Below are 23964 nucleotides of genomic sequence, written 5' to 3'. Positions count from 1 at the left end.
ATCCAAAAAATAGTAATGAACTAAGTAAGTATTTATTTAAATAGCTTAGCTGCACGCCCTTCCTCTTTTGGGTAAATATTCATCAAAATATCACCTATGTTAGATCCGTCTTTCTGATTTATTATCTCATAGACAACAGCATCCTCTGTTTCTTTATACACCAAAACTTCTCTACCGGGCAATGAATTATATTTAGATATCCAATCACTTAGAGCTTGCATCTGCTCGCCCGGTTCAAACAAGATCCCTTGCTGTATAGACTCATAAGGTGGTTTTTGTATAAAAACAAATATACTTGCAGGTGGAATATTCGCAGTATCCGGTCTTAGTTCTTTGGGTAGCTCAAGATACTCCTGATACAGTGAATCTATATTCCCATAGTTTTCCATGAAAAAATCATAATTCATAAAATAATGTCTGTTCTTGGACAATGCATTATCAATGGGTGGGCTTACTGTGGCATAAGTAAAAGGAAGCCTTTCATTGATTATTCTATAGTAAGATTCAAAAAAACCATTCGGCAGTGTTTGTGGTAATGTTTTGCCGGTATTCACCCCTCCTGAAAGGAATAACCCACCCGTCACTAATAACACCATTAAGATTGGTTGGCTATAGCGTACAGAACGATGTTTTATATTCATTACCACTTCTATTAATGTATATATAGCATAAAAGACCAGTCCACATAAAACAGAAATGAGAATTGCATAAAAAGCATTGAGCTGATCTAAATCAATAAATGAAATACTAAGATTATTATGAGAAGAATACAGAAAAGCCATAGATCCGAACATTGCAAAATAAACTAATTCATCCGCAAAGCGTTTCTTTTTTTGAACTAAATGAAGAATCAAAAAAACGATGAATAAGCCCCCCGTTATATAAAGGTACATCGAACTCAGGGCTTCTATATCTGTAATTAAGTATGGAAAATAACTGAATATAAGAGTGTCTAACAGCTGTGACTCAAAAAATGAATTAATATCCAATCCCATTATTATTAAATGGATAATATATGGACTTAACGAAACTGAAAAGACAATAACCAAGTAGGCAACTACTTTAAGGAAATTAATACCAAACCGCTTTCTAGGAATGGCTAATAATCCATATATCAAAAAAGGTAATAACACTACTAAAAGAACAAATATATCAGTAAGGGCTGTTGCGATAATTCCCATAGTCACATAAAACCATGGCGCCTTGTCAACCGACCTGAGGTTTCGAACAAAGATAAAAGCAGTTGGCAGAGCAAAACAAAGCGCCAATAAAATTGTATTAATACCGGTTTCAGCTTCAAGACTTATTGGTAGTAACAATGTAGGGATGAGAGCAAAGACACTGGCACCAAATAAGGCGGCAGTTAATCGTTTACCCTTTGTAATTTCCCTTATCAACCAAAAAATTATAATCGTCAAAAGAAAACTGGTTAAACTCCCAAGCAAGCTAAGGGTGAGCTCCGGTCCTACTTGTGTAAGATTGCTAAACATACCAACCAAAGAATGCATCCCTTTTGGTATTGGTAATTCACTAAAATATTCCTGGAGTCTGATATTTTTGACTTCATCGAGCTCGAAATACCAAGCCCTGCTGTAAGGTGCTGCATTTTTTAAAACAGGAATAACACGGACAATGCAAGATATGATACCTATAGTTATAGCAGCGATATTATATCTATTGTCGTAAAAAGAAAACTCTCGTTTCTTTGAAAACCGATCCTTTAATCCCTTGTAGGTAAAAATTTTGATCGATTCGATTACTCTTACCTGATTTGCTACTATCTTATTTTCTATAACTTTAAAAATGGATGTTATAGATGTTCCACTCCTCCATTCTTTAAACAAAGCGATAAGAATCGGGATCAAAACCAAAACAGTGAAAATGCTTATCAAGTCATATAGATTCAGGATCGTGAGAATAAAAATGGTGAGTATGATAGTACCCCCAATACCGATCCAGCTGTAAAGCATCTTATCAATTCCATGCAACTTTTTGGTATGAGTAAGGAATTTAGGACCTATCCATGAAAACAAGATCACAAAAAAGAGTACAAGCCGGGCAATAGAAAGAAACACAATTAACCAATATGGCATATTAAGCTCCTTTCTTTAATGTTCTAGATTTTCCGCTCAATACGGGTAAACCTCTGAATTCGATATTACTGATAAAAAAGGGGTAACCGGAATCTTCTAACCTTGATTTAACCTGTAAGGAGGATTCATAATTTTCAGCAAAATCTATGATCAAAAATGGAGTTCCGAATTTACTATGCAAAGAATTTATAAGATCTAATCTCTCTTCGTATTCTTCTACCGGTTTGATTTGATATTCATTTTTTGTGAAATCATAACCGGAAGCAACAGCTTCAATCGTCACAGCATCAATATAAGCTGCTGTTTTATCCAACAGGAATAAACCTGCATTTTGAATTAGCAACTTATCAGGGTTTCGGGATCTTATACCGGATATCAAATCTACCATATCCTGTTCCATATTTCTTCTGAGCGTATATGGAGCTACAGCGTCAATGGTGTCCAGAAAAAGACCGTCATAACCATATGAAAGTAACTCCGGAACAATTTCATTAACAAATTTTTCTTTTACTCTTGCTTCCGAAAGGTCAACAAAGTACGAACCATGGTTTTCATTTTTTCCTTTTAAACCGATCTCTTTGAACTCACTGAAATATCTTCGTGATTCATTCACTTCTCCCAAAGAAAGATAGGCTACAACCTTTATTCCTCTTGAATTAAATTCATTTATTTCTTGCTTGGTGTAAAAATACGGTTCTACGATCAACAGTTTATAACCGGAAACCACAGTAGAATTAATATCAGAATACACAACTCCAAAGGAGTCATAGATCGAATCTTCTGACAGCTTATTACTCGATGATATGCAATTTACAGTGAGCAAATAGATAATAATCAGTGATAACTTCTTATACATTAATGAAACTTATTCAACTCCTAATTGCGCACAACCTGACCAACCAAGCATGGTTAGTTGCTGAATAACTGTAGGGATTAAAACCATATCAAATTGAACATCCGCGCGCTCTATTAAGTTGGATTTCAACTTCTCCAACATTTCATCTTCTTTTTCAGGAGCTACATCAGGATTTGATTCAAAGAAGTCTACAACAAATTCATAAACGGATATAATTTTACCTGTCCACGGAATATCTTCCCCTCTGATCTCATTGGGAGTACCTTTCCCATTTACCCATTCATGGTGAGTTTTAATGCCTTCAATAATATCATTATGAACAGGCAGATTACTGATCATAGTTGCACCGGCAATTGGATGAGCCAGTTCAGAACCTATACTCGCCAAAGAACTTATTCCTGCCGCGCCTACATATCCGATATCATGTAGTTTTGCAGTAGTCTTAATGATCTCCATTTCATGGTTATCCAATCCAAAAAGCATACCGAACATTTCAACAAAAGCGATCATTCTTGGTGAATGATATTTAGTTTTCTCTCTTTTTACCTCAATAGCGCGGAGCATTTTATAAAAAGCTTCCAAAAGATCGTCGGAAAATACTTTATTTACATCTCTGAACTTAAAGAGCTTGGCAACAATTTCAGAAATATCTTCAAGCACCGGATTAGATTCTTCATCCTCTTTAGCTTCAACTCTGTTAATCCAAATAAACCCCTTTACCTGTTCAGTAATATAAGGCAGGAATAAAGGTTTAACTTTCAACTGGCTTATAAGGTTCTTCCCATGATCTGAAATCGAAAAGGTGTTATCTGAAAATGAATACATCATATCTCCTGATAAACCCAGTAAAGATTTCAAATAACTCTCATCCAAATTATTTGAAGCTATCAGTTCTGGTCTTCCTCCTTTATATTCTATTACAGCACCGGAATTTCCATGAAACGAATTTATGATGTAAAGAAGCAAAAGCTCAGAAATTCCTTCGGTATTTAACGCACCGGTACCTAAATCTCCAACCAATCCGTGTACTTCCTTCTGATATTTTAGCTGTGATTTCTTTTCCTGCTCGTCCAGTTTTATCAACCATGCAGAAAGCAACCTACTCACAATTGAAAATTTTGGAACCATATTTTCAGGGCTTTTTATATTTGGCCCTATTACATAGATCCCCCAAAATTCTCCGTTCTTTTTGTAAAGTGGGATATGTTCACAATTACCGATTGTATGAGCTGAAACACCATGCTCTTTAAAGTCTTCGTCCCATTGTCGCTTTTTCTCAAGATTCTGCATTTGATTTTCAAAATCCTGAATAAACTGAGTTCTTTGAGCGTCTGCTTTCCCGGGCTTACCTCCTCCGGGTTTTTCAGGTAGCAGATTTTCCGAAATTAGTTGTCGTTTGATAAGTATTAAATGCTCTTTATCCAACTTATACACAAAGTGAACAGGGGCCTGATACAACAGATCTATCCAAGTAATTATATTCTGAAACGTTGGATCTTGCTTACGAGACATATGCTCTGCAGAAAGTGCCCAAAACTCCAGCTCCTCTTCTGTTCCAAACGAATCTATTGCAAAGGCTTTTCCAAGCCTGCTTCCTATTATATTTATGTAGTCTTTTACGTCTTTACTCATAGGATGTCCTTAGTATGCAGAGTAATAAAAATAGTCCAAATGTTTAAAAAATCTTTTACCGATCAATCCGGTCACAGCTGCAAATGTTATAGAACCTGCTACTAAACCAACTACAGCATATTCAAATCCTATCACTCTGCTACATATATAACCTGTAATCGCATTAACTGCTAATGCGGCAAGCATAGAATAAAGTACAAATTCCGGCCTATTCATTGTAAAAAAGAATAGGGAATTTAGTAATCCAAAAACCAAAAACAGGTAACCAATGCTTCCCATCCAAAACACTTTAAAGGTTAGTGGATTTGCAAAGAAATCCCTTATTTCCGGATAATCATCTTCAAATACTCTTAAAGCCTCCACTCCGTAATAGGTTAACACTATGGAGATTATTCCAACAAAAAAGAGTAATACCAACTGTAAGGAATAAAAATTGCTAAAGTATAAATTGAACTTCTTGAGCTTATTTATCTCCGTTTTCTTTTGAGCAGGTATAATCCTGTGTGAAAATAAATGAATAATAAACTCCAGCAACGCTATAGTAAATATGAAGCTTAATAACGCCCAATCCATCCCAAGTTCATAAGGAGTGTTGAACCAGATGATATACGGCGGTGGCGGAGGTCCGGCAGACCAAGCCAAAATTCTGTCAACAAACAGAAAAGTAAAATATCCAAAACCATACAAGAAATATCTGTAAGTATTATAGTAACTCACCTCAAGATTCGGCAGAGATTGTTTAAACAGACGCTGACGGTTAGATCTGATCTTATACTGATAATAAATTATTATATAAATTATCTGAGATCCTGTAGTTATTCCGATTCCTAACCATTGTGATAAATAAATCCCCCAATCAAGTACTTCCATTCCAAAAGCTACAGCCAATGTACCTGCTAAAATACTCCCCAAAATGATCAATTTTTGTTGAGAAGCATACAAAACGGCCGCCGAAAGCATCATACTGGAGATCAGAATAAAATAGGTAAGCCCTATTGTTACCATTCTCTGAGGGTAAAAAGGAAGAATTACATTTACTATAAAAACAAGCGCAGCAATTCCCAAAACAAGAGGAATGGCAAAATACATAACTGCTTTAATAGCTTTCCAGCTTAAATAATAATTAGTTTCCCCCATATATTTTGAAACAAGCCTTCCGAGCACCTGAATAAAACCACCGGTAATAATGAAGGCCCCTATAGTTCCCATCGCTATCATGGTTGCCTGAGCTACATTAAACCGAAACCATGCCCATAGCGCGTATTCAAAAATAATGATTGCTGCAATCTGAGAGATCATCGGCATGGTAAAAAGCACACCCATTCCAAAATGTTTGAAAAAGAGTTTAAAACTTTCTCCTACATCACCGAGTTTAAACTCTGATTCACTTTCTTCCTCATACTTACCCCTTATATGCTTTTTAAGCCTTTTAAATACTTCCTCTGCTAAATCAAAAACGCTCTTAAATCCATAATCGGTATTTGCGTCCACATCTCTTACTCCCAACGACTCAATGGTAGCTGCCACTGCCCAAACACTTAATGGATTTCCGATCAGGTCATAAACCTGCTGAGTCAATTCTTCAATAACTGACAGATCTTCTTTTTCAAGAATAATATCTCTTTCTTCAGTTTGCATGAGCGAACCTCTTAACCCTTAAATATTCAAGCAGGTTTAATACTGACTCTGTTTTCACTTTATTTTTTAAAGGCTCTCTTGGCTTAGCGGCCAGTTGTTTATAAGACTCAAGATAATTTTTAACTGATCTGTCTGTAGTAAAATTAAGAAGTACTTTCTCACGAGACTTATTACCGAGTTCAATTCTTAAGTCTGTATCCTCCAATAACTGAACTACTCCCGCTGCAATCTCTTCCGGAGAACGCGGCTTACAAAGAATTCCACAACCTTCTAAAGCATCTTTTATTCCTCCTACATCAGTTGCAACTACAGGTCGGCCACAACTCATAGATTCGATCACGGTATACGGAAACCCTTCAGATATGGAAGTTAGAATTGATATATCCCCTTCATTGAAGATCATACTTGGATTGTTATGAAAACCTCCAAATGTGAAATTATCCTCCAGATCAAGCTCTTTTATAAGTTCTCTGCATGTTTCAACATAATCTGTATCCACATCCAAACTGCCATAGACCGTAAATTGTACATTCGGAATTGTTTTCCTTACTACTGCACAAGTACGGATCATAGTCTCGATATCTTTTAACGGAAAAACCTGAGCCACTGCTATTACCGTTGGTGTACCTTCAGTTTTAGTAGGTTTTGGTGTAGGTTTAAAAAGATCTGTATCCACACCATTATAGATCGGTAAAATATTCTCGGGTTTAGCTTCAAAGCGTTCTTCCCATTTCTGATTTGCCGTAGTAACAGGTGAAATCTGATCAGCGGTATGATAAACAGCTCTTGTTACCATTGTAGAGAGATCTACAAGCATTTTTTTGGAAAAGAAAGTCATATCAGACCTACCAACATTGATAAGACGTTCCCGCATATACACTCCATGATCTGTTACCATACTTGGAATACCATATTCATACTTAGCTGCAATAGAAGCTAAAGCCGGAAAGCCGGCTAACGTAGAATGAGAGATATTTACTTCTTTTGGGATCGGAGATGCGATCGGCATTAAAAAATGGTACAACCACCTCATCCCAAAAGTCATATCGATCACCTTTGGGGTATCTCCTAACTCAGGATCATAGTTTTCAACATAGTTTTCATGAAGCGAGTCCTTGAAAACTATCCAAAGCATGGGCTCTTTCATGGTTATTTTATAATCGTAATATTGAAAAAATTTCCAGAATCCATATATGACATCACTGATCTTGTCTACATCCTGAAATGGATCATTCAGACATGAAATAAAATCTCTAAATAATGGAAGAAAATGCTGTTTAACTACCTCTTTTGTAGTTCTGGCTTTTTTTTCAATTTGACCTGAGAATGGAATTGTTTTATCAAAATAATGGACCGGTTCTTCAACACCCCAAAGCGGAATATGTATAATATCTGTTATATTCTTCGGAAGTTTATAACGTGGTTCCACGAATGGATTACCTGTAATTGCCATCAGATGAAAATCCACTTCTTCCTGCAACTCTGTGCATAATATATGAGCCCAAGTGCTTACTCCTCCTCCACTAAATGGATAAGAGCCTTCTGTTTCAAATAATACAACCGGTTTTACTTCTTCCATCACTATGCATCTTCAACTAAAAGTTCTTGGAAAAGCTCGTCGTACTTCTCAAAAATAGAAGTCCATGTATGATTATAAGCTACCAGATCATATTTGCTTTCTGTCAGCTCATTGAATTTTGATGAATCTCTCCAAAGAGCGCTTACCTGATCAACCAGAGTGTTGGTGCTAGTCCCTGTTGGGACAACAAAGCCAAATTCCGATGTAAGATCCCCAACTTCCCAGCCAATAGGTAAAGCTTTATTTGAAAGTGCTTCAAACATAACTAAAGGTTGCGATTCATTATGGCTGGTAATGCAAAGCATATCAAACTGATGCAGATACTGATGAGCTGGTTCATTCCAGATCATGTTCACTTCAGGATACTTTTTTGCCAATGCTCTCACTTCCTGTTCAAGTTCTTTTTCATTTGCATCGCTTAGCATCATAATAAAGCTTGCATCCAAAGACCTGCTTTGAAACACTTCCACAAACTCAAAGAACAGTTTTGGATTTTTCATTTCCGCACATCTCCCTATCCATCCTATAACAGGAGCTTCATTTCTGATCTTGTTCGGAGTTAATAGATCAACCGGGACACCGTTGGGAATATATTTGGGTGAATGTGCTCCAAATTCTTTCTGGTAAGGAATATTAACCCTTGAAACTGATACTACTTCTTCTGACGAAGAATAGACTTCAGATGCAATTTCTTTAAAAATATCTACGATTTCTGATTTCGCTTCAAAATTATCCGGTATTTGATAACCACATTCCAAAGCTACTGCCCCCTTTTCTACCTCTTTCCAATACAAGGCGTGTTCAGTTAATACAAGTGGGGCATTAAAAATATCAGCTATTCGGATACCTAACCAACCTGCAAAACCCGTATTGGTAACATGGATGGTGTCATATTTATAAACAGGCACCGATTCAACAATAGATTGAAACCATGTCTCTTTCGTAGTTTCCCAATCGGATTTCAATGTAGGTGGCTGTACACGAGTAAATGACTTAACATTTTCGGTAATAGGATAAAGAGCGTTATAAGGATCCAGTTGTTTAAATTCATCCGTAGCTACTTGGAGAATATGAAAATCATAACTATCCAATTCTTTCAAATATTGATAGACCCATTCACTAACTCCACCTCTGTACCAGGGATAGGTTCCTTCAATTATCAGCAAAATGGATGTATTATTCGAGTTCATTTATTTTTTTGGTAAAGCCTCCAAAGTATTGCTCCCGTTTGTGTTACTAATCTGGAAATTAACTCGAATTCTTTACTTGAAAATAGTTTTGATCGCTTGATTATTAACATTCCAAAAAGCTCTGATTCAGTTGGAGCGCTCAGGTTATTCATAAGCATTGCTTTTTCATTTGCTGAAAATAAAGGGACTCCTATTTCTGCCGGCATTTCATTTTTTGTGGAGAAATCAAGAAAACACCCGAATTCTTCATTATAAATATGGTTGCTCAGAAAAGATTCTTTTTTAGCATTTAGAAAATCGAAAGAGTTCGAGTTTTGAAAGGTAGAGAAATCAGCATCTGATGGTTTATTATCTCCGTGAACAATAAGCGGTTTAGGTTCTCCATCTTCCAAAACGAAGAAAGTTAAAAGGTCACTATTTAGAATGTCTGATAAGTGAGAGCAAAAAGTTTCAGCAGTATCAGTAAATGATCCTTTAATTGCTGACTCCATCAATTTCATTACAAGCTTATTCTTACTTTTCTCAAGATCTTCATCCAATCCTTTTACATTAACATCGGTTAGAATTTTCATTCTTACCAACTCAATAACTCCTTCACGATCTGTATTGAAACGCTCTTTTTTGATAAAATCAACCGCTCCAAGGTCTAAAGCTTTTTGTTCCTTCTCAACCGTCGGAAGGTTTGTCATTATAAGGACCGGAATCTTACTCTTTTCTTTATCATCTCTGATAGACTCCAACAATTCCAAACCGGATAACCCGGGCATATGAATATCTGATAAAATTAAGTTTACCGGCGTTTCAGATAGTATATTTATAGCCTCTTGAGAATCTCTCGCATTAACAAGTTGAAATTCTTTTCCGAGCAAGCTCTTTGCCATGATGTGAATTGGTTCATCATCATCTATTACTAAAATTGTATGCGACATATTTATTGTAAATTTCCCAGTGGTAGTTCTATAAAAAAGGTTGTGCCTTTATTTTCCTCTGACTCTACCCATATCCTTCCTTCATGAGCATCGACATAAGTCTGTACATCTTCAAGTCCAAGTCCACTTCCCAAAATACCCGCGGAGTTAGAGCCCTGTTCTTTATGAGATGATATTAAAAAATTTGGTAGCATTGTATTAGGAATTCCTATACCAGTATCACTGATTTTTATTAAAAATGAATCGTCTTCAGTATTAAGAAATTCAATATTTACTTCTCCGTCTAATAGTGTGAACTTAACCGCATTAGAAACCAATGTATTTAGCACGTACCGGATCTTCTCTTTATCTAACTTCACAATTAGCTCATCCTGAAAAGTGCTCAAGCTAAGACTAATTTTTTTAAGAGCGGCCTTTGGCCTATTATCTGAAATAACCTTATTTACAAGATCAATAATATTCACCTCTTTCAACTCCAAAGCTCCGAATTCTGTTCCTATGACTTCTTTATCTAAGAGGTCTTTTACAAGAGACAGTAACTTTTCGCTACTTTGTTTTATAAGATCGAGCATTTCATTCTTCTCTTCCTCATCAAGCTCATCGTCTTCTATTAAGATAGTCACTAATCCCATTATGCCTGAAATAGGATTTTTAAAGTCATGGCTAAGCATTCTCATTAACTTATGCTTCTTTTGATTAGCCTCACTTAACTCTACTTCTCTTTCTTTCAATATCCGGAGTTGTTCTTCACTTTCTTCTTTCAGCACCTTTAGCATTAAGTGGTTTCGAACTCTTATAATAAGCTCATCTTTGTCAAAAGGTTTGTTTATAAAATCTACTCCACCGGCTTCAAATGCTTTTACCTTATCAACAGACTCGTTGGAGCTACTTAGAAAAATAATGGGAATGTCTTCAAACTCAGACATCCTTAAAGCTTTTCCAACTTCCAATCCGGACATTTTTGGCATCATAATATCCAGAAGTATAATATCCGGATTAACTTCTTTTATTTTCTTTAATGCTTCATCACCATCGTAACTTTTCTCTACCCGAAACCCTTCTTTTTCCAAGACATGAGACAGCAATATCACATTGGGCTTTGAATCATCTACAACTAGAATCAAAAAATCTAATGGATTCACTTCATTTTGAGCCATGAATTCTAATTTTTTTCTTGAAATTTTGTATTATTTTAAAAAACGTAAAATAAATTGAAACTATTCAATTTCTAATGCGTCTTATTTTTAGTTGAATACATCAATGTACATAGATTCACGTCTAAAATGCGATTTTTAAAGTACTCATTTATATTTGTTTGCATTCTCTCTTTCAGCAGTAATCTTTATGCTGAAAAGACTGATCCTATAAATGAAAAACCTGCTTTATTTGAAATTGAAGATAAGTACAACGAAGTTAAACTTTGCCTTACCAAAACTTCTGTGTATATGTTGATGAAGAGTTCAGTAAAAGATAATATGAACCAGGAAATTGCTCAGCGACATAGTGTTGAAGCAAGTCAATTTATTGACTCACAAGGTCACTTTCTTCTTGGTGATGTTATACTATTAAGCTCAGAAAAATTAGAGTATTCATTTGATGATATTGAAAGTATTTCTTTTGAAAATGGAGAGTTACTCTTTACATACAAAAATCTTCAATCATTTGTTTTTTCAGATATTCTTGGGAATGATGGAAACCCCGCCCTCCAAAACTTTTATGTTGAAGATCTTGAAAAGTTCTTTCTTAAGTACAAAAGTATAACATCCTAGTCTCTCTTTTTTGTAACGCTCAGTGCTCTTTGATACTCTTTTAACAAAAAGGACAAATCAAGGAGACAAAATGATTAAGTATATATTCCTCTGTATTGTGATTGGATTATCGATCATGGCATGGTCTGAAATTCCGATTAAAAGAGGGCCCGGAATATTAGCAGAAGAAGCACCAAAGATTTCAAAACTAATCTCTTCCGATGAAATAAATTTTGATGGAAACACTTACACCACTCATAAAAAAGTAGATGCGAAAGTTCGTGTTATCGAAAAAGAAAGATATTTCTTAGACAGCATGTCAGAATTCTCTTCTTATGATATACTGGTTGGTTGGGGACAGGTATCTGACCAAAAAAACTTAGATTATATCAACTTTAAACTTAGCGATAGAACATTTGAATATAAAAATTACAGACTTCCTTTAGATCCCGATCTTATTAATAACCAAACATTACTTTGGCACTTAATTCCTTCTTCAGAAGAAATCAAAAACAGTCTTTTTACCTTACGAAAGGGGCATATAATTGAAATCTCGGGTTATATAGTCGATGTTACTACTAAGACAGGTTTACAATGGAAGTCCGCAACTTCTCCTTCTAAATCAGAATCATTTGTTAATGGTCATAACATATTTTGGATAACATCACTGACAAAAAAATAGAAAACACTGTTACTTTTTTGAATTAACAGCTACCTTATTGAAAAAAGAATTCATGAGTTGGCTTAAAGATTCTGTCTTGGATGTAATTTTTATGGGAGTAATTATTTCTACTCTTTTCTTTCCAAGCAACACAGCTTTTATAATTATTTGGGTATATACATGCCTTTTACTAACAAGTAAAATACTTGCATTATTTATGCCCTTTCTACAGAAAAAAGCTGCTAAGACTAATACACCAAATTGGATCTACCACTTGATTTATGCTGTTTCGGTCGGCTCATTGCTATATATACAAAAGTGGTATTTAGCAGGTGCCTGGGCTTTAGTTTGGATTCTCTCAATATTCTTACTTTCAAAACAGTATAAATCTTGATCCGTTTCAGTAAAGCAATTCTTTTTATTTTCGTTTTTCTGGCTTTTCAACCTAGGAACATAACTGCTCAAAAAAAGCTGACTGATCAACCCATACAATTTAGAGTTTGGTCTGGGTATTCTTTTAACTCCGTTTATTTTTTAGGGAAAACCACTAATGCGAGATCGGCAATTGTTGGAATTGGTTTTAAAACCCCAATACGAAAATATGGCTCGGATCTACTTTTGTATTATACCACAGATTTAATTCCATACATTTATTTTGACTACCCGAAAAGAGACGATAATGACCGCCCCACTGAACTTCAAGGGCTGGGCATCTCTCCTGTAGGGTTTTTATTGGAAAAGAAGATCAACAACTTTCTTTCCTATGAACTATCAGTCTCAGGCTCTTTTATTCTAGTTGACCATGAATTTCCAACAGATAACGGTAGAAAGCTAAATTTTACTTTTGACCCTTCTCTTACCCTACAAGCAAACCTTTCAGAATCTGTGAATCTATCCGGGGGCTATAAATTTCATCATATTTCCAATGCGCAAACAGGAAAAGAAAACCCCGGGTTGGACTCTAATTTTTTATTTTTAAATATCACCATTAAGTAACTAACTCTATGAAAGCAACTATTTCAACAACCAAAGGTGACATAAACCTTACCCTATTCCCTGAGAAAACTCCAAAAACAGTAGCAAATTTTGTAAATTTATCTAAGCGAGGCTACTACAATGACCTCTCATTTCACCGGGTAATTGACAACTTCATGATTCAAGGAGGATGTCCTAACGGCGATGGCAGAGGCGGTCCCGGATACACTTTCGAAGACGAGTTTGATTCTGAATTAAAGCATGATTCACCGGGTGTTCTTTCGATGGCAAATGCGGGTCCTGGCACAAATGGAAGTCAATTTTTTATAACACATATTGAAACAGCTTGGCTGGATGGAAAACACTCCGTATTCGGAAAAGTGATTTCTGACTCAGACCAAGAGGTTGTTAATTCCATCACTCAAAGCGACAAGATAAAATCGATAAGCATTGAAGGTGATGTTGATAATTTGATTTCCGGAGTTGATGAAGTCTCTATGTGGAATGAAGTATTGGATGAAAGATTTCCAAACTAATTATCAAATTCTTCTTATCTAGATTTTTTGTTTAGAAACCTTTTTAACTCAGCTTCGTAATTGAGTTCGAATTTATAACCGAACTCAATTATGAAGCATTTATTTACTCTGTCTTTTTTAGCCTCCCTCCTGCTAATCATCGGCTCAAACTCTGTATCAGCTCAAAACTATGGAAACAGATATGATGATCTCGAATATCGTAAATGGAGATTAACCCTTATCAACCCAATTGGCACAAATGGTATTGCAGCCGGCAAATACACAGCCAAGTATTCTATAAATTTTTTAGGAGGATATCATGGCGCACTAAATGGATTTGAGATCGGGACTCTGTACAATTACAACAAAAAATACGCTTCTGGTTTTCAGATAGCCGGTTTAGTAAATGCTACAGGTGGAGATCTTGAAGGAATTAATTTAGCAGGGCTTGCTAACTACTCAGTAGATGAAATGTCCGGAATTCAAATTGCAGGTTTAGCCAACATCAGTGGAAGCAATATCGAAGGGTTACAAGCTTCTGGTTTGTTTAATTATGCCAAAAACGACCTGTCCGGATTACAGGGCTCTATTGGCTCTAATATTGCGGAAGGTTCTGTTGAAGGTGCTCAAATATCAGGTCTCTTCAATTTAGCTAAAAGTAATATGAGCGGGATTCAAGTTACCGGAGGTGGAAATGTTGGTTTGGACGATATGGAAGGATTGATGATATCAGGAATATTCAATGCTGCAAAAGGAGACGCAAGTGGTTTGTTCATCACCGGCGGTGGAAATATTGCAACTGATGATATGGAAGGACTAATGATCTCTTCATTGTTCAACGTTTCATCAGAGTATTCAAGTGGTTTACTGATTACCGGAGGATTAAACTACTCCAGATATCAGGAAGGATTAATGATATCAGCAGGCGCAAACATAACGCAGGAAATGGAAGGAATGCAATTCGGAGGGCTTCTGAATTATGCCACTACCGCAAGAGGTGTACAAATTGGAATTATAAATATTGCCAAAGAATTTGAAGGCGCTTCCTATGGTTTTTTCAGCTTGTATGGTAATGGACGTAAAAATTTCGATGTGCGTTATTCTGATGCCGGCTTTACTGATATTGGAATAACAACAGGTACACACAGAGTATATAATATGGCCATTTTTGGATATAACACTTCTTTCGATAGAAATGTATACCGGTTTGGAGTGGGTGTTGGTTTGGAAAAAAATATCAATGATTCATTTAGAAAAATTGAAAGTGATCACCTTTTTGTAAACCAGGAGTTTACAGTGCTTCACCACTTTGAAGAAAACTGGAGTAAAAATACAAACCTGATCTTTTCTTATAAGTATATGGTTGGAAACCGATTTAACTCCGGATTATCTCTATACGGAGGACCTAGCTATAACATCCAGGTTACCAGAGTAAACCCAGCAAACGATTACACATGGTATAGTTTGTGGAGCCCCGAATGGAACGGTCGTCAGTATCGTATGTGGGTTGGATTTACTGTTGGAGTCAGGTTCTTTAAGCAAAAAAACCTCCCCCTTCTCAACGAATATGATTTTGACTATGGTTGGGACTGATCAGATGTTATAAATCTGTGAAACAATTCATTTCGTATTATTGTTATGTTAGGTGAAACTTAAACAGACAATAATTATGAAAACGTTAGCAATATTTGTTTCAATAGCTCTTGCAGGACTTTTTTTAATAACAGCACATTCTGACGAAGCTGTCATAGAGCATAATCATACCGACAATATCATGGCTACTCAAACACAACCTGATCCGGATAAAAAATATCCCTATCAAAAAACCGAAGCCGAATGGAAAGAAATTTTAACGGCTAAAGAATTTAAAATCCTTCGCGGCAAAGGTACGGAAGCACCCTGGTTTAATGAATACAATGACAACAAAGAAGAAGGACTTTATGTATGTGCAGGGTGCGGACAGAAACTCTACAGTTCTGAACATAAATATAACAGCCGTTCAGGGTGGCCGAGTTTTTGGAAGCCATTGGCTGATTCATTGGTTGCTGAAGAAGTAGACAAAAGTTATTTCATGACCAGAACTGAGATTGTCTGCTCAAATTGTGGCGGACATTTAGGTCACGTTTTTGATGACGGTCCAGAGCCAACAGGATTGAGATACTGTATGAATTCTGCAGCAATGGATTTTATTCCAAAAAATGAATTAGCAAGTAAAGAACAATAGTTCTGAACCACATTTTTATTTATACTCAAGGCGAGCTGATTAAAAGCTCGCCTTTTTTATATAATTAAATTTCAAAACATGACAGAACCGGCAAAAACTTTATTAGAAGCCAGCTTCAACCCAAAGATTAAATCATATCTTCTTTGGTATGGTGTGTTGATGTGTATTGTTATGATATTTACGATTCCCTTTATCCCTCTTTGGTTGATTTTCGCATCCTACTTTGTGAATAAATACTTTGAGAGACTTCATTGCGAACTTACAACCCGTTCACTAAAATTTAACAAGGGTTATATTTTCAGAACTGAAAAAACTATTCCGTTAGATAAAATTCAGGATCTTACATTTAAAGAAGGTCCCCTTTTAAAAGCTTTCGGTTTAAGTATTCTTCAAATTGAAACTGCCGGCAGTTCAGCTTCCGCATCAGCAGATCTGTCTTTGATCGGAATTGTTAACGCATCGCAATTCAGAGACAAAGTACTTGACCAAAGAGATTTAGTAACTGAAAACACATCATCTTCATCAGCGCCAAGCTCTGATAATTCTGAAAATGTACTCGAAGTTTTGAAAGATATCAGAGCTTCTCTGGAAAGGATTGAAAAGTCTAAGTAATCAGCAGATCAACCGCCACTTTGATGTAACCGGATGATTTCGGAATAGCTCATATCGTCTAAAAGATCTCTTTGGTACAGGCCTTGCAAAAATCCTTCAGATACCCCTGATGTGTATAAACCTATGATCCCTGAATAATTTACTTCATCAAGATAATCTACATCATCTAAAGTAGATAAATAGCTTTCAGGTACTCCGGAAGTATATAAACCAATGATTCCAGAGTAATTAACCTCATCCAGATAGTCTATATATTCTAAATGCTCAATATAATTGATCGGTACCCCACTGGTGTATAAACCGATAACACCGGAATAATTTACTTCGTCCAGATAATCCAGATCTTCAAGACCGCTGATATACTCACTGGTTATTCCATTACTATTTAGCGCGATAACACCGGAATAATTTAGTTCATCTAAATAATCAACATCATCCAGTGCTTCAAGATAGTCGATCGAAACCCCACTGTTGTACAAGGTTGTAATTTGGGAGGTTGAGGGTGTACTTCCAAAATCCAATTGCCTTACCCGATCCAAATAGTCAAGTTGAGTTAAACTCATTGCATCTGAATTGGAAGTTTGACCAACAGACTGGGTTTCTTCATTTTCAAATAAATTGGTTATAGAAGTTCCTATACCGTATGCAGCTTTCATTGGACTCCAATCAAAGTGCCACAAAACTGCTACTACAATAAAGATTCCGATAACCCAAGTGTTTCTTCTGGATAATATATCTTCGGGATCTGAAGGTTTTCTCTTTTCTTTGGGACCTTCATCGCTATAAAAATCAGAGAAATCTTTTTCTTCTTCACTTGAATCAAGATCGTTGGTAAGTCTGTTTTTATTTCTTTGTCTGCTCATGTCTCTTAATCAAAAGCTGTTTCAGGAAAGTAATGAATCAATTTATAAGTTTTTATTCTTTTCTTCTATCCATTTGCTCATATACTTATAGCTTTGAAGCGTATTCTGAAGCATCATGGATCCAATAAAATTTCTCTTTCGGTGATTCTGAATGTTCTCGGTTACTGATTCGATCTTTCCTTCAAGGTTTTGTCTGTGCTCTGCTTTATTAAACAGCTGATCGAATATCTCAAATCCTTTTTTTTGTGCTTCAACCCATACTGACTTATCTGAATATAGCTGAACTGCTTTTTGAGCGATCTCATCCGGAGTTTCAGCCAGGGCTCCCCCCCAATCGTGATTGCTTTTCATTCCTTCAGCCCCGATTTTTGTAGTAACTGATGGAGTTCCGAATTTCATAGCATCAACGAACTTTCCTTTTAAACCGGCTCCAAAGCGTAACGGTGCCAATAAAACCCTAGATTGCTTCAACACATTTTCTGCACTGATTGCTCTCCCTTTAATCAGGAATCCTTCACTCTCATTATGAAGTTGCTCTACTTTCGAAGAAGTATACGCTCCGTAAATATGCAGTTCTGCATCGGGTAATTCCTTTCTGATGAGTTTCCAAATATCTTCTTTCAGAAATCGCACGGCGTCCCAATTTGGTTCATGCAAAAAATTACCGATCGATATAAAATGCTTCCTCTCTTCAAATTCTGGAATTTCAGAAAGATGATCCGAGTCGAGTTCTTCAAACATAAACGGGAGGTAATGCAAAATTTCTGCGTCAATGTTGAAAAAATCTGTAAGCAGCTCATATTCAAATGTTGAAATGATCAACGAGATATCACACCGATAAATAGCTGCAATTTCTCTGCGAGCTTCATCCGAATATAAGTCCTCAAGTTTGAATTCAGAGCCTTTTTTCAAAGCTTTGTGCCGGGCGTACCTCAGAGAATGCAAATCTTCAGTATCAAGTATCTTCAGTGCTTCTGGGCAATGTTCAGATACCCGCCAACCAAACTGTTCTTCGGTCATAAACCGATCAAAAAGTACGACATCAGGTTTTAGATCCTGAATTAAGCGATCAAAACCAGAATCATTTATTTTGATGTTTTCGGTTTTGATTCCAAGTGTTCTTAGATCTTCAGAAAACTCCAGATTAGATGCAGAACAGGCGAATGTAATTTCAAATTCATTTGCCAAAAAGAAGTCTAATAGTTGCATCATCCGGGTGCCGGCAGCTGAAGATTCAGGCTCAGGCCAAACCGTTCCAAGAATTAGTAATCTTTGATTTGCGAACATTTACACACTTATATTTTTGAAAATCGCTAAAAGGTACGATTATCAGCTATGAATTTTAGAAAGACTACACTTTATTTTTCAATATTCATTTTAGGTATTATTCTGTTTGATGCCCTTCAGCAACAATATTACCTGTCCACATATGATATTGTAGAAGATGGATCAAATATTGCTTTCTCTACCCTTTTTATAAATCATCTAATCCGATGGATTGTATGGGGTATTTGTAGTATTCCCCTGGTAATTGTGTCCTGGAAGTATTTTTCAAAGTCAAATCAACAAATTGCTTCATCGCGTTGGATCTTAATTTTTACCGTTGGTTTTATTGGATGGCTAGTTTCAATTTTTCTAATAAGTCTGACATCTTTAATAACCAATGGAGAAGAGTTTTCTGTTTTCGATTTATTATCAACGGCTGAGTTTTTTGTTTACCAGAAAGGGATAACCTTTATTTTCGCGTATTGTGTGCTTGTTTTAACTTTATACAGCAGTTCCAAAAACTTAGTAATTGACGCTCAATGGATTGAGATCAAAGATCTAAAATCAAATACTGGAATTAGCAACGAAATCTCTCATGATCCTCAAATAAGCATAAAAATAGGTAACAGACTCAAGTTGATCCCTCTGAATGAAGTCACCTGGATAGAAGCAGATGATTACTGTGTAAAAATACATACAGAACGTAAAGCTTACTCGATGAGAAAAAGCATGAAATCTCTGGAAGAACAACTAGCGTCGTATCGTTTTATCCGGGTTCACAGAGGAGCTTTGCTAAACCTTGGATATCTGGATCATGTTGACTTCGAATCTTCACTTATAAAATTGCAAGATTCCTCTGAATTGCCTCTATCAAAATCAGGAGCTCAGGTACTTCGCAAAGCATTGAAAGAAAATTCCATTTAATTAACTGCAAACACAGGTTGATTCACTGCATTTAGTAGATTTGGATAGAATTTGATGGTTTCTTTAAAATAAAAAGCCATGAAAAAAATTACTTTCACTATCCTATTCTTCATCACTGCAGTACCAACATTTGCTCAATATGAATATGAGCCAAACAAAGAACATCCATACGGACAATTAAATCCGGCTGCATTTCCACAAACCGGAGACTTTGCTCCTTTAATTGGAGTTAGTGAATGTATTTCTGAAAGCAGAGCCCCTGACGGCTCCTGGAATGATGAAGTTGATATGCTGTGGAAATGGAAATATATAATGAATGGAATGGCTGTTCAGGATGAAACACTTAAAGCGGATGGTCTACATTCAGGCAGTATTCGCCAGTTTAATGCGGACAGCAGTAAATGGTATGTACACTATTACTCCTCAGTGCCGGCCTCTCCATCGTTAAGTACATGGGAAGGCACCAAGACTGATGAAAGCAAGATCGTGCTTTACAGGCGTCAAGCAGCCCCAAACGGAACTGATGGCTATTATCGCCTGACATTCTATGAAGTTACTGATGAAAGTTTTAAGTGGATCGGTGAATGGGTGAATCTTGGAGAAACGTTCTCTTATCCAACCTGGAAGATCTCTTGTTCTAAGAAAAGTTGATTATGAAATTCAGTAAATGATTCTATCTTGAAATAGTATACTTCAATCAGATCAAAAAGAAATCTGTATGAAACATTCAGGATCCATTGTAATCAACAAATCTATAGAATTGGTAGCCAGACTTTTTGCTGATCCTGCTAACCTGAAAGAATATCAGGATGGTTTTCAAAGGAAAGAACTTATCAGTGGAGAGTCCGGTAAAAATGGAGCCGTTTCCAAAATGTATTATGATGACGGAAAGAGAAAAATGGAACTTACTGAAACCATCACTTCCAATAATCTTCCTCACTCATTTGAGGCTTTCTATCATCACAAACACATGGATAATACCATGAAATGCAACTTTACAGCATTGGATGAGAACAGCACCAGATATGATTATGAATTTGAATACACTCGCATTGACTGGGTGATGCCAAAACTGATGGCTGTTCTGTTTCCCGGAATGTATCGTAAACACGGAGACAAATGGATGCAACAATTTAAAGACTTCGTTGAAAGAAATGACTAATTGGGAAGAACGACTAAAGCTTTACGATGAACTGGTCGCAAAATGCTCCCGTTTTGAACGTAAAGGTAAAACCATGCCCTACACCTCTGCCAATGGTTATATGTTTTCACAGATGAATAAATCCGGTGAAATTGGCATTCGCTTTTCCAAAGAAGTTCAGAAAAAATATCTGGAAGATTTTAATACCAAACTCTATAGATCCTATGGTTCTGTAATGCAGGGTTATATTCTGATTTCAGATGAAATGCTGGAAGATTTGAATCACGTTTCAAAACTACTCGATGAGAGCTATGATTTTGTGATGGATTTGGAGCCTAAATGATTGAACTGTTTTGGGGAAGCCATAAAATCCTCCTTTGAATTTGATATCTATAGATTTGCAGACGACGGTTATCCAAAGAATTAGTTTTGGTGATACAACCAATAAAGCTTCTATCTATAGCTGTGATATCAGAACTCTCAATGTTATATTTAAGAGAGTATAAACACTCAGATTTATACAAAAATTTTCTCAAAAAAATCAAAGTTGAATGGCAAGATTGATTCTAATTTGCGGACCTACTGGCGCAGGAAAAACAACATATTCACTGTCTCTTTCTAAAGAAATTGGTGCAGTTAAGTTTTCTATAGACCCATGGATGCAAACATTATTCTCGGATGATATGACATCACTAGACTACTCCTGGATGATTGAACGAGTAAATCGATGCTATGAGCAAATTTGGGAAGTAAGTAAGCAAATTCTAGCACTTGATGGAAACGTGGTTTTAGATCTGGGTTTTACCACTAAAGAACAAAGAACTTTATTCTCTGAGCGAGCCAAAGAGTTAAATATAAATTCCGAAATTCATTACCTGAATGTGCCAAAAGATGTCCGTGTAAAGCGTATTAAGAAACGTAATCTTGAAAAAGACCCCAATGTATATGCCTTTGAAGTTACTGATACGATGATCAATTTTATGGAGCCAAGATTTGAAATTCCGGATCAGGAAGAACTCAAAAATGGGTACGAAGTAGATGCATAAAGAGTCTTAATGCCCTGATATTCTTCAATAAATTCATACTCAAAAAATGTACAATATGTCACTCTTAAAATCCTTCCGTTACACCGCCATTCTAGAAGGTATAAGCTATTTGTTATTTGGGCTTACAATGCCATTAAAGTATATGTATGATATTTTAGAACCCAACTTTTATGTAGGTATGGCGCATGGCCTGTTGTTCATCTTGTATTGTATATTGGGACTAAGCTGCGCTATCCACTACAAATGGAAATTCGGCTTTAGTGTTATGGCTTTTTTGGCTTCGCTAATACCGTTTGGCACGTTTTACTTGGAAGCTAAGTATTTGAAGAAAGATGAATATGCAAACCACTGAATTAGTAAACTAGATGCACGAACTAGCTTTGCAGTTCTTTCTCCCGAAGTTTCGAAATCAGAATAACGTTGTTTAGTTATTCTTCTTAAAGCCCGAAACCAAAATCCTCCTTTGAAGGAGGTGTCCGGCGACTGGTGGACGGAGGATGTCGTGCGGTTTACCAATTCATAAACTTCACGACATCTCTCGGATCATCTAAAGAACTGTTTGGATGATCATCTCCCCTGCCTATACCGAGAGGCAGGCTTCGAAGGGAAATTTAATTGCTTGAAATAAATATTTCTCTTAGCATCAGGAATGAATTTCAATCCACCAATAAAAACCAGACCGGACAAAGAGTTATTCGAAATTACTTCAAATACCGAAGACTGGGATAACGAAGCAGTCTTAATTGCAAAAAAGAAATTACTTAAGAGAGGATATTCTAGTCGAAAAATTGAGCACAAAGAAAGCGTAAGCTCTAAGAGCAAAGAAAAAATAAAAGCTTTAAAAAGATCAAAAGGACTTTCAAAAAAGGAACTCATAATTCTGATAGTGTGTGCTCCATATATCTTTATTTCGATGTTTAGCACTTTTCTCCCGCGTATTGGAAAAACTGTAATGGAGCTGGAAAACGAGGGTTTTCATAAGTTAAAATGGCAAAGATTAACTGTTTTAACTCTGGCCAACATGCTCTGGTTTTTTGTTCTTTCTGTTTGGCTGAATTTGTTCTGAAATGCTGACTTGATAGATATAAAGAACGCGTAGGTGGTTTCAATCCTCAAAAAAAGTAGAATAAAAGACATGAAAATCCTCCTTTGAAGGAGGTGTCCGCCGACTGGCGGACGGAGGATGTCGTGAGGTTTACCAATTCCTAAACTTCACGACATCCCTCGGATCATCCAAAGAACCGTTTGGATGATCGTCTCCCTTCGAAGGGAGTTTTTCTGAGTTACTAGTTATGTAACTTTTTTTTAAAGTTTTATTGCATGGAATTGTTTAGAGCATTTTGTTTATTAAAGAGATTTATTAATCCTTATAAAACCACAGATGAAGTCCATTAAAGATATTATCTATTTAGATATAGAAAAATCAAAATCCCTAATTAGTCAACTCAAAGGTGGAGTAATTAATGAAATTTCTAAAGTTTTTGAAGAAGAAAACACCTTAGAAGGAGAATTAGGATTAGATATAAAAATAGTGAAAATTGGGGGAAAAGAATTTGATACAGAAAGAACAATCAAAACTGAAAAGGTTGAGCTTTTTCATGAAATGATAAATGAGATAGAATCTCAGCTTAAAGAAGTCGACTCTCTTTCAGATCTAAATGAACTATATAAAGAATTTGAAAATGATATAGAAACGTTCTTTAAACTGCTTCCAAATTTGAATTACATAAAAGCAACTGGTTGGGCTAATTTTGAAGATTATGAAAGATTTAAAAATATTTATACAAACTTTAATGAGATTCAGAGACTGATATTCCACTCTGTAATTATTGATAACCCTGAGATTGTTGAAATACGAAAGCAACTCAATGATGCAAAAAAAAATGCTAAAACAAATACCAACAGAAATGCAGTTTCAAAAGAACTAGCAAAAATTACATCTCTTGAAAAAAGGTTTGATATACAATTAGAATCCCTTACTGGAATAAGTTTACAAGATGAAGATTATATAGAAAGAATGAAAATATTCTTGGATACTTTTTCTCCAAATAGATTAAATTTTAGGCTTCTTC

The 23964-nt window shown here is 35.9% G+C and carries 26 protein-coding genes; 16 read left to right on the top strand and 10 right to left on the bottom strand.

The features are described from left to right. Nucleotides 1-32: 32 nt before the first annotated feature. Genes A8B79_RS11935 through A8B79_RS11900 form a run of 8 tightly spaced genes read right to left on the bottom strand, consistent with a single transcriptional unit; the run spans nt 33 to nt 11074 of the window. A complete protein-coding gene (locus tag A8B79_RS11935; RefSeq protein ID WP_066223019.1) occupies nt 33-2093 on the bottom strand; it encodes a hypothetical protein in 2061 nt (686 codons plus the stop codon). Between the two features lies 1 nt (nt 2094). Continuing rightward, nucleotides 2095-2949 carry an endo alpha-1,4 polygalactosaminidase gene (locus A8B79_RS11930; RefSeq protein ID WP_066223016.1) on the bottom strand — a complete coding sequence of 285 codons (855 nt, stop codon included), beginning with the start codon at nt 2947-2949 and terminating at the stop codon, nt 2095-2097. A gap of 9 nt (nt 2950-2958) precedes the next feature. Continuing rightward, nucleotides 2959-4581, bottom strand: coding sequence for an HD-GYP domain-containing protein (locus tag A8B79_RS11925; protein ID WP_066223013.1), 1623 nt, complete (start codon nt 4579-4581; stop codon nt 2959-2961). Nucleotides 4582-4590: 9 nt separating this feature from the next. Beyond that, on the bottom strand, nt 4591-6219 hold the full coding sequence (locus A8B79_RS11920) for a hypothetical protein (protein ID WP_066223010.1): 1629 nt from the start codon (nt 6217-6219) through the stop codon (nt 4591-4593). Beyond that, a complete protein-coding gene (gene pelF, locus A8B79_RS11915) occupies nt 6209-7798 on the bottom strand; it encodes a GT4 family glycosyltransferase PelF (protein WP_066223007.1) in 1590 nt (529 codons plus the stop codon). The genes A8B79_RS11920 and pelF overlap by 11 nt, the downstream gene beginning before the upstream one ends. A gap of 2 nt (nt 7799-7800) precedes the next feature. After that, nucleotides 7801-8988 (bottom strand): DUF3492 domain-containing protein, encoded by a 1188-nt coding sequence (locus A8B79_RS11910; RefSeq protein WP_066223004.1) that lies wholly within the window; start codon nt 8986-8988, stop codon nt 7801-7803. Continuing rightward, nucleotides 8985-9917: a response regulator gene (locus A8B79_RS11905; protein WP_066223001.1), complete on the bottom strand. Its 933-nt coding sequence runs from the start codon at nt 9915-9917 to the stop codon at nt 8985-8987. Before A8B79_RS11905 ends, A8B79_RS11910 begins: the two co-directional genes overlap by 4 nt. Nucleotides 9918-9919: 2 nt before the next feature. Continuing rightward, nucleotides 9920-11074 (bottom strand): hybrid sensor histidine kinase/response regulator, encoded by a 1155-nt coding sequence (locus A8B79_RS11900; RefSeq protein ID WP_066222995.1) that lies wholly within the window; start codon nt 11072-11074, stop codon nt 9920-9922. A gap of 126 nt (nt 11075-11200) precedes the next feature. On the opposite strand from A8B79_RS11900, the gene A8B79_RS11895 reads away from it, so the two are divergent. The 8 genes from A8B79_RS11895 to A8B79_RS11860 all read left to right on the top strand — a co-directional run bounded on the left by A8B79_RS11895 (nt 11201) and on the right by A8B79_RS11860 (nt 16652). After that, the gene (locus A8B79_RS11895) at nt 11201-11686 is read left to right on the top strand and encodes a hypothetical protein (RefSeq protein WP_066222992.1); all 486 of its coding nucleotides are present in this window, start codon (nt 11201-11203) and stop codon (nt 11684-11686) included. Between the two features lie 70 nt (nt 11687-11756). After that, on the top strand, nt 11757-12347 hold the full coding sequence (locus A8B79_RS11890; RefSeq protein WP_066222989.1) for a hypothetical protein: 591 nt from the start codon (nt 11757-11759) through the stop codon (nt 12345-12347). Nucleotides 12348-12399: 52 nt separating this feature from the next. After that, nucleotides 12400-12720: a hypothetical protein gene (locus tag A8B79_RS11885; protein WP_066222986.1), complete on the top strand. Its 321-nt coding sequence runs from the start codon at nt 12400-12402 to the stop codon at nt 12718-12720. Beyond that, entirely contained in the window at nt 12717-13322 is a 606-nt protein-coding gene (locus tag A8B79_RS11880; RefSeq protein ID WP_066222983.1) for an acyloxyacyl hydrolase, read from the top strand. Before A8B79_RS11885 ends, A8B79_RS11880 begins: the two co-directional genes overlap by 4 nt. An 8-nt stretch (nt 13323-13330) precedes the next feature. Further along, the gene (locus tag A8B79_RS11875) at nt 13331-13837 is read left to right on the top strand and encodes a peptidylprolyl isomerase (RefSeq protein WP_066222977.1); all 507 of its coding nucleotides are present in this window, start codon (nt 13331-13333) and stop codon (nt 13835-13837) included. Nucleotides 13838-13927: 90 nt separating this feature from the next. Continuing rightward, the gene (locus A8B79_RS11870) at nt 13928-15409 is read left to right on the top strand and encodes a hypothetical protein (protein ID WP_153038433.1); all 1482 of its coding nucleotides are present in this window, start codon (nt 13928-13930) and stop codon (nt 15407-15409) included. Nucleotides 15410-15485: 76 nt separating this feature from the next. Further along, entirely contained in the window at nt 15486-16040 is a 555-nt protein-coding gene (msrB, locus tag A8B79_RS11865) for a peptide-methionine (R)-S-oxide reductase MsrB (RefSeq protein ID WP_066222972.1), read from the top strand. Nucleotides 16041-16118: 78 nt separating this feature from the next. Further along, entirely contained in the window at nt 16119-16652 is a 534-nt protein-coding gene (locus A8B79_RS11860) for a PH domain-containing protein (RefSeq protein ID WP_066222970.1), read from the top strand. 8 nt (nt 16653-16660) lie between these two features. Here the strand turns inward: A8B79_RS11860 and A8B79_RS11855 are convergent, their stop codons facing one another. Both A8B79_RS11855 and A8B79_RS11850 read right to left on the bottom strand, forming a co-directional pair. After that, the gene (locus A8B79_RS11855) at nt 16661-17515 is read right to left on the bottom strand and encodes a hypothetical protein (RefSeq protein WP_066222968.1); all 855 of its coding nucleotides are present in this window, start codon (nt 17513-17515) and stop codon (nt 16661-16663) included. A gap of 42 nt (nt 17516-17557) precedes the next feature. Then, nucleotides 17558-18802 carry a glycosyltransferase family 4 protein gene (locus A8B79_RS11850; RefSeq protein ID WP_066222965.1) on the bottom strand — a complete coding sequence of 415 codons (1245 nt, stop codon included), beginning with the start codon at nt 18800-18802 and terminating at the stop codon, nt 17558-17560. Nucleotides 18803-18850: 48 nt separating this feature from the next. On the opposite strand from A8B79_RS11850, the gene A8B79_RS11845 reads away from it, so the two are divergent. The 8 genes from A8B79_RS11845 to A8B79_RS11810 form a co-directional block, all read left to right on the top strand. Then, entirely contained in the window at nt 18851-19705 is an 855-nt protein-coding gene (locus A8B79_RS11845; protein ID WP_066222962.1) for a LytR/AlgR family response regulator transcription factor, read from the top strand. 78 nt (nt 19706-19783) lie between these two features. Continuing rightward, entirely contained in the window at nt 19784-20356 is a 573-nt protein-coding gene (locus A8B79_RS11840) for a hypothetical protein (protein ID WP_066222960.1), read from the top strand. A gap of 67 nt (nt 20357-20423) precedes the next feature. Beyond that, on the top strand, nt 20424-20867 hold the full coding sequence (locus A8B79_RS11835) for an SRPBCC family protein (protein ID WP_066222957.1): 444 nt from the start codon (nt 20424-20426) through the stop codon (nt 20865-20867). Continuing rightward, nucleotides 20860-21189, top strand: a complete 330-nt coding sequence (locus tag A8B79_RS11830; RefSeq protein WP_066222954.1) for a hypothetical protein — start codon at nt 20860-20862, stop codon at nt 21187-21189. Before A8B79_RS11835 ends, A8B79_RS11830 begins: the two co-directional genes overlap by 8 nt. Nucleotides 21190-21397: 208 nt before the next feature. Then, nucleotides 21398-21892: an AAA family ATPase gene (locus A8B79_RS11825; protein ID WP_066222951.1), complete on the top strand. Its 495-nt coding sequence runs from the start codon at nt 21398-21400 to the stop codon at nt 21890-21892. A gap of 46 nt (nt 21893-21938) precedes the next feature. Then, on the top strand, nt 21939-22244 hold the full coding sequence (locus A8B79_RS16395; protein ID WP_066222948.1) for a DUF3817 domain-containing protein: 306 nt from the start codon (nt 21939-21941) through the stop codon (nt 22242-22244). Between the two features lie 297 nt (nt 22245-22541). Beyond that, entirely contained in the window at nt 22542-22958 is a 417-nt protein-coding gene (locus A8B79_RS11815; RefSeq protein WP_066222945.1) for a hypothetical protein, read from the top strand. Nucleotides 22959-23273: 315 nt separating this feature from the next. Next, a partial coding sequence (locus A8B79_RS11810; RefSeq protein WP_153038432.1) for a DUF6414 family protein occupies nt 23274-23964 on the top strand: 691 nt, incomplete at its 3' end.

The sequence above is a fragment of the Balneola sp. EhC07 genome, assembly GCF_001650905.1.
Lineage (GTDB): Bacteria > Bacteroidota > Rhodothermia > Balneolales > Balneolaceae > Balneola.
The sequence above is the reverse complement of the archived record's forward strand: the minus strand, read 5'-3'. Positions and strand labels throughout refer to the sequence as shown.

Coding starts and splice junctions, on each gene's coding strand:
- A8B79_RS11830 (WP_066222954.1), top strand. CDS start 20,860: ATGACTAATTGGGAAGAACGACTAAAGCTTTACGATGAACTGGTCGCA.
- A8B79_RS16395 (WP_066222948.1), top strand. CDS start 21,939: ATGTACAATATGTCACTCTTAAAATCCTTCCGTTACACCGCCATTCTA.
- A8B79_RS11900 (WP_066222995.1), bottom strand. CDS start 11,074: ATGGCTCAAAATGAAGTGAATCCATTAGATTTTTTGATTCTAGTTGTA.
- A8B79_RS11870 (WP_153038433.1), top strand. CDS start 13,928: ATGAAGCATTTATTTACTCTGTCTTTTTTAGCCTCCCTCCTGCTAATC.
- A8B79_RS11935 (WP_066223019.1), bottom strand. CDS start 2,093: ATGCCATATTGGTTAATTGTGTTTCTTTCTATTGCCCGGCTTGTACTC.
- A8B79_RS11885 (WP_066222986.1), top strand. CDS start 12,400: ATGAGTTGGCTTAAAGATTCTGTCTTGGATGTAATTTTTATGGGAGTA.
- A8B79_RS11845 (WP_066222962.1), top strand. CDS start 18,851: ATGAATTTTAGAAAGACTACACTTTATTTTTCAATATTCATTTTAGGT.
- pelF (WP_066223007.1), bottom strand. CDS start 7,798: ATGGAAGAAGTAAAACCGGTTGTATTATTTGAAACAGAAGGCTCTTAT.
- A8B79_RS11835 (WP_066222957.1), top strand. CDS start 20,424: ATGAAACATTCAGGATCCATTGTAATCAACAAATCTATAGAATTGGTA.
- A8B79_RS11825 (WP_066222951.1), top strand. CDS start 21,398: ATGGCAAGATTGATTCTAATTTGCGGACCTACTGGCGCAGGAAAAACA.
- A8B79_RS11860 (WP_066222970.1), top strand. CDS start 16,119: ATGACAGAACCGGCAAAAACTTTATTAGAAGCCAGCTTCAACCCAAAG.
- A8B79_RS11910 (WP_066223004.1), bottom strand. CDS start 8,988: ATGAACTCGAATAATACATCCATTTTGCTGATAATTGAAGGAACCTAT.
- A8B79_RS11850 (WP_066222965.1), bottom strand. CDS start 18,802: ATGTTCGCAAATCAAAGATTACTAATTCTTGGAACGGTTTGGCCTGAG.
- A8B79_RS11920 (WP_066223010.1), bottom strand. CDS start 6,219: ATGCAAACTGAAGAAAGAGATATTATTCTTGAAAAAGAAGATCTGTCA.
- A8B79_RS11925 (WP_066223013.1), bottom strand. CDS start 4,581: ATGAGTAAAGACGTAAAAGACTACATAAATATAATAGGAAGCAGGCTT.
- A8B79_RS11890 (WP_066222989.1), top strand. CDS start 11,757: ATGATTAAGTATATATTCCTCTGTATTGTGATTGGATTATCGATCATG.
- A8B79_RS11855 (WP_066222968.1), bottom strand. CDS start 17,515: ATGAGCAGACAAAGAAATAAAAACAGACTTACCAACGATCTTGATTCA.
- A8B79_RS11875 (WP_066222977.1), top strand. CDS start 13,331: ATGAAAGCAACTATTTCAACAACCAAAGGTGACATAAACCTTACCCTA.
- A8B79_RS11895 (WP_066222992.1), top strand. CDS start 11,201: ATGCGATTTTTAAAGTACTCATTTATATTTGTTTGCATTCTCTCTTTC.
- A8B79_RS11815 (WP_066222945.1), top strand. CDS start 22,542: ATGAATTTCAATCCACCAATAAAAACCAGACCGGACAAAGAGTTATTC.
- A8B79_RS11840 (WP_066222960.1), top strand. CDS start 19,784: ATGAAAAAAATTACTTTCACTATCCTATTCTTCATCACTGCAGTACCA.
- A8B79_RS11905 (WP_066223001.1), bottom strand. CDS start 9,917: ATGTCGCATACAATTTTAGTAATAGATGATGATGAACCAATTCACATC.
- A8B79_RS11930 (WP_066223016.1), bottom strand. CDS start 2,949: ATGTATAAGAAGTTATCACTGATTATTATCTATTTGCTCACTGTAAAT.
- msrB (WP_066222972.1), top strand. CDS start 15,486: ATGAAAACGTTAGCAATATTTGTTTCAATAGCTCTTGCAGGACTTTTT.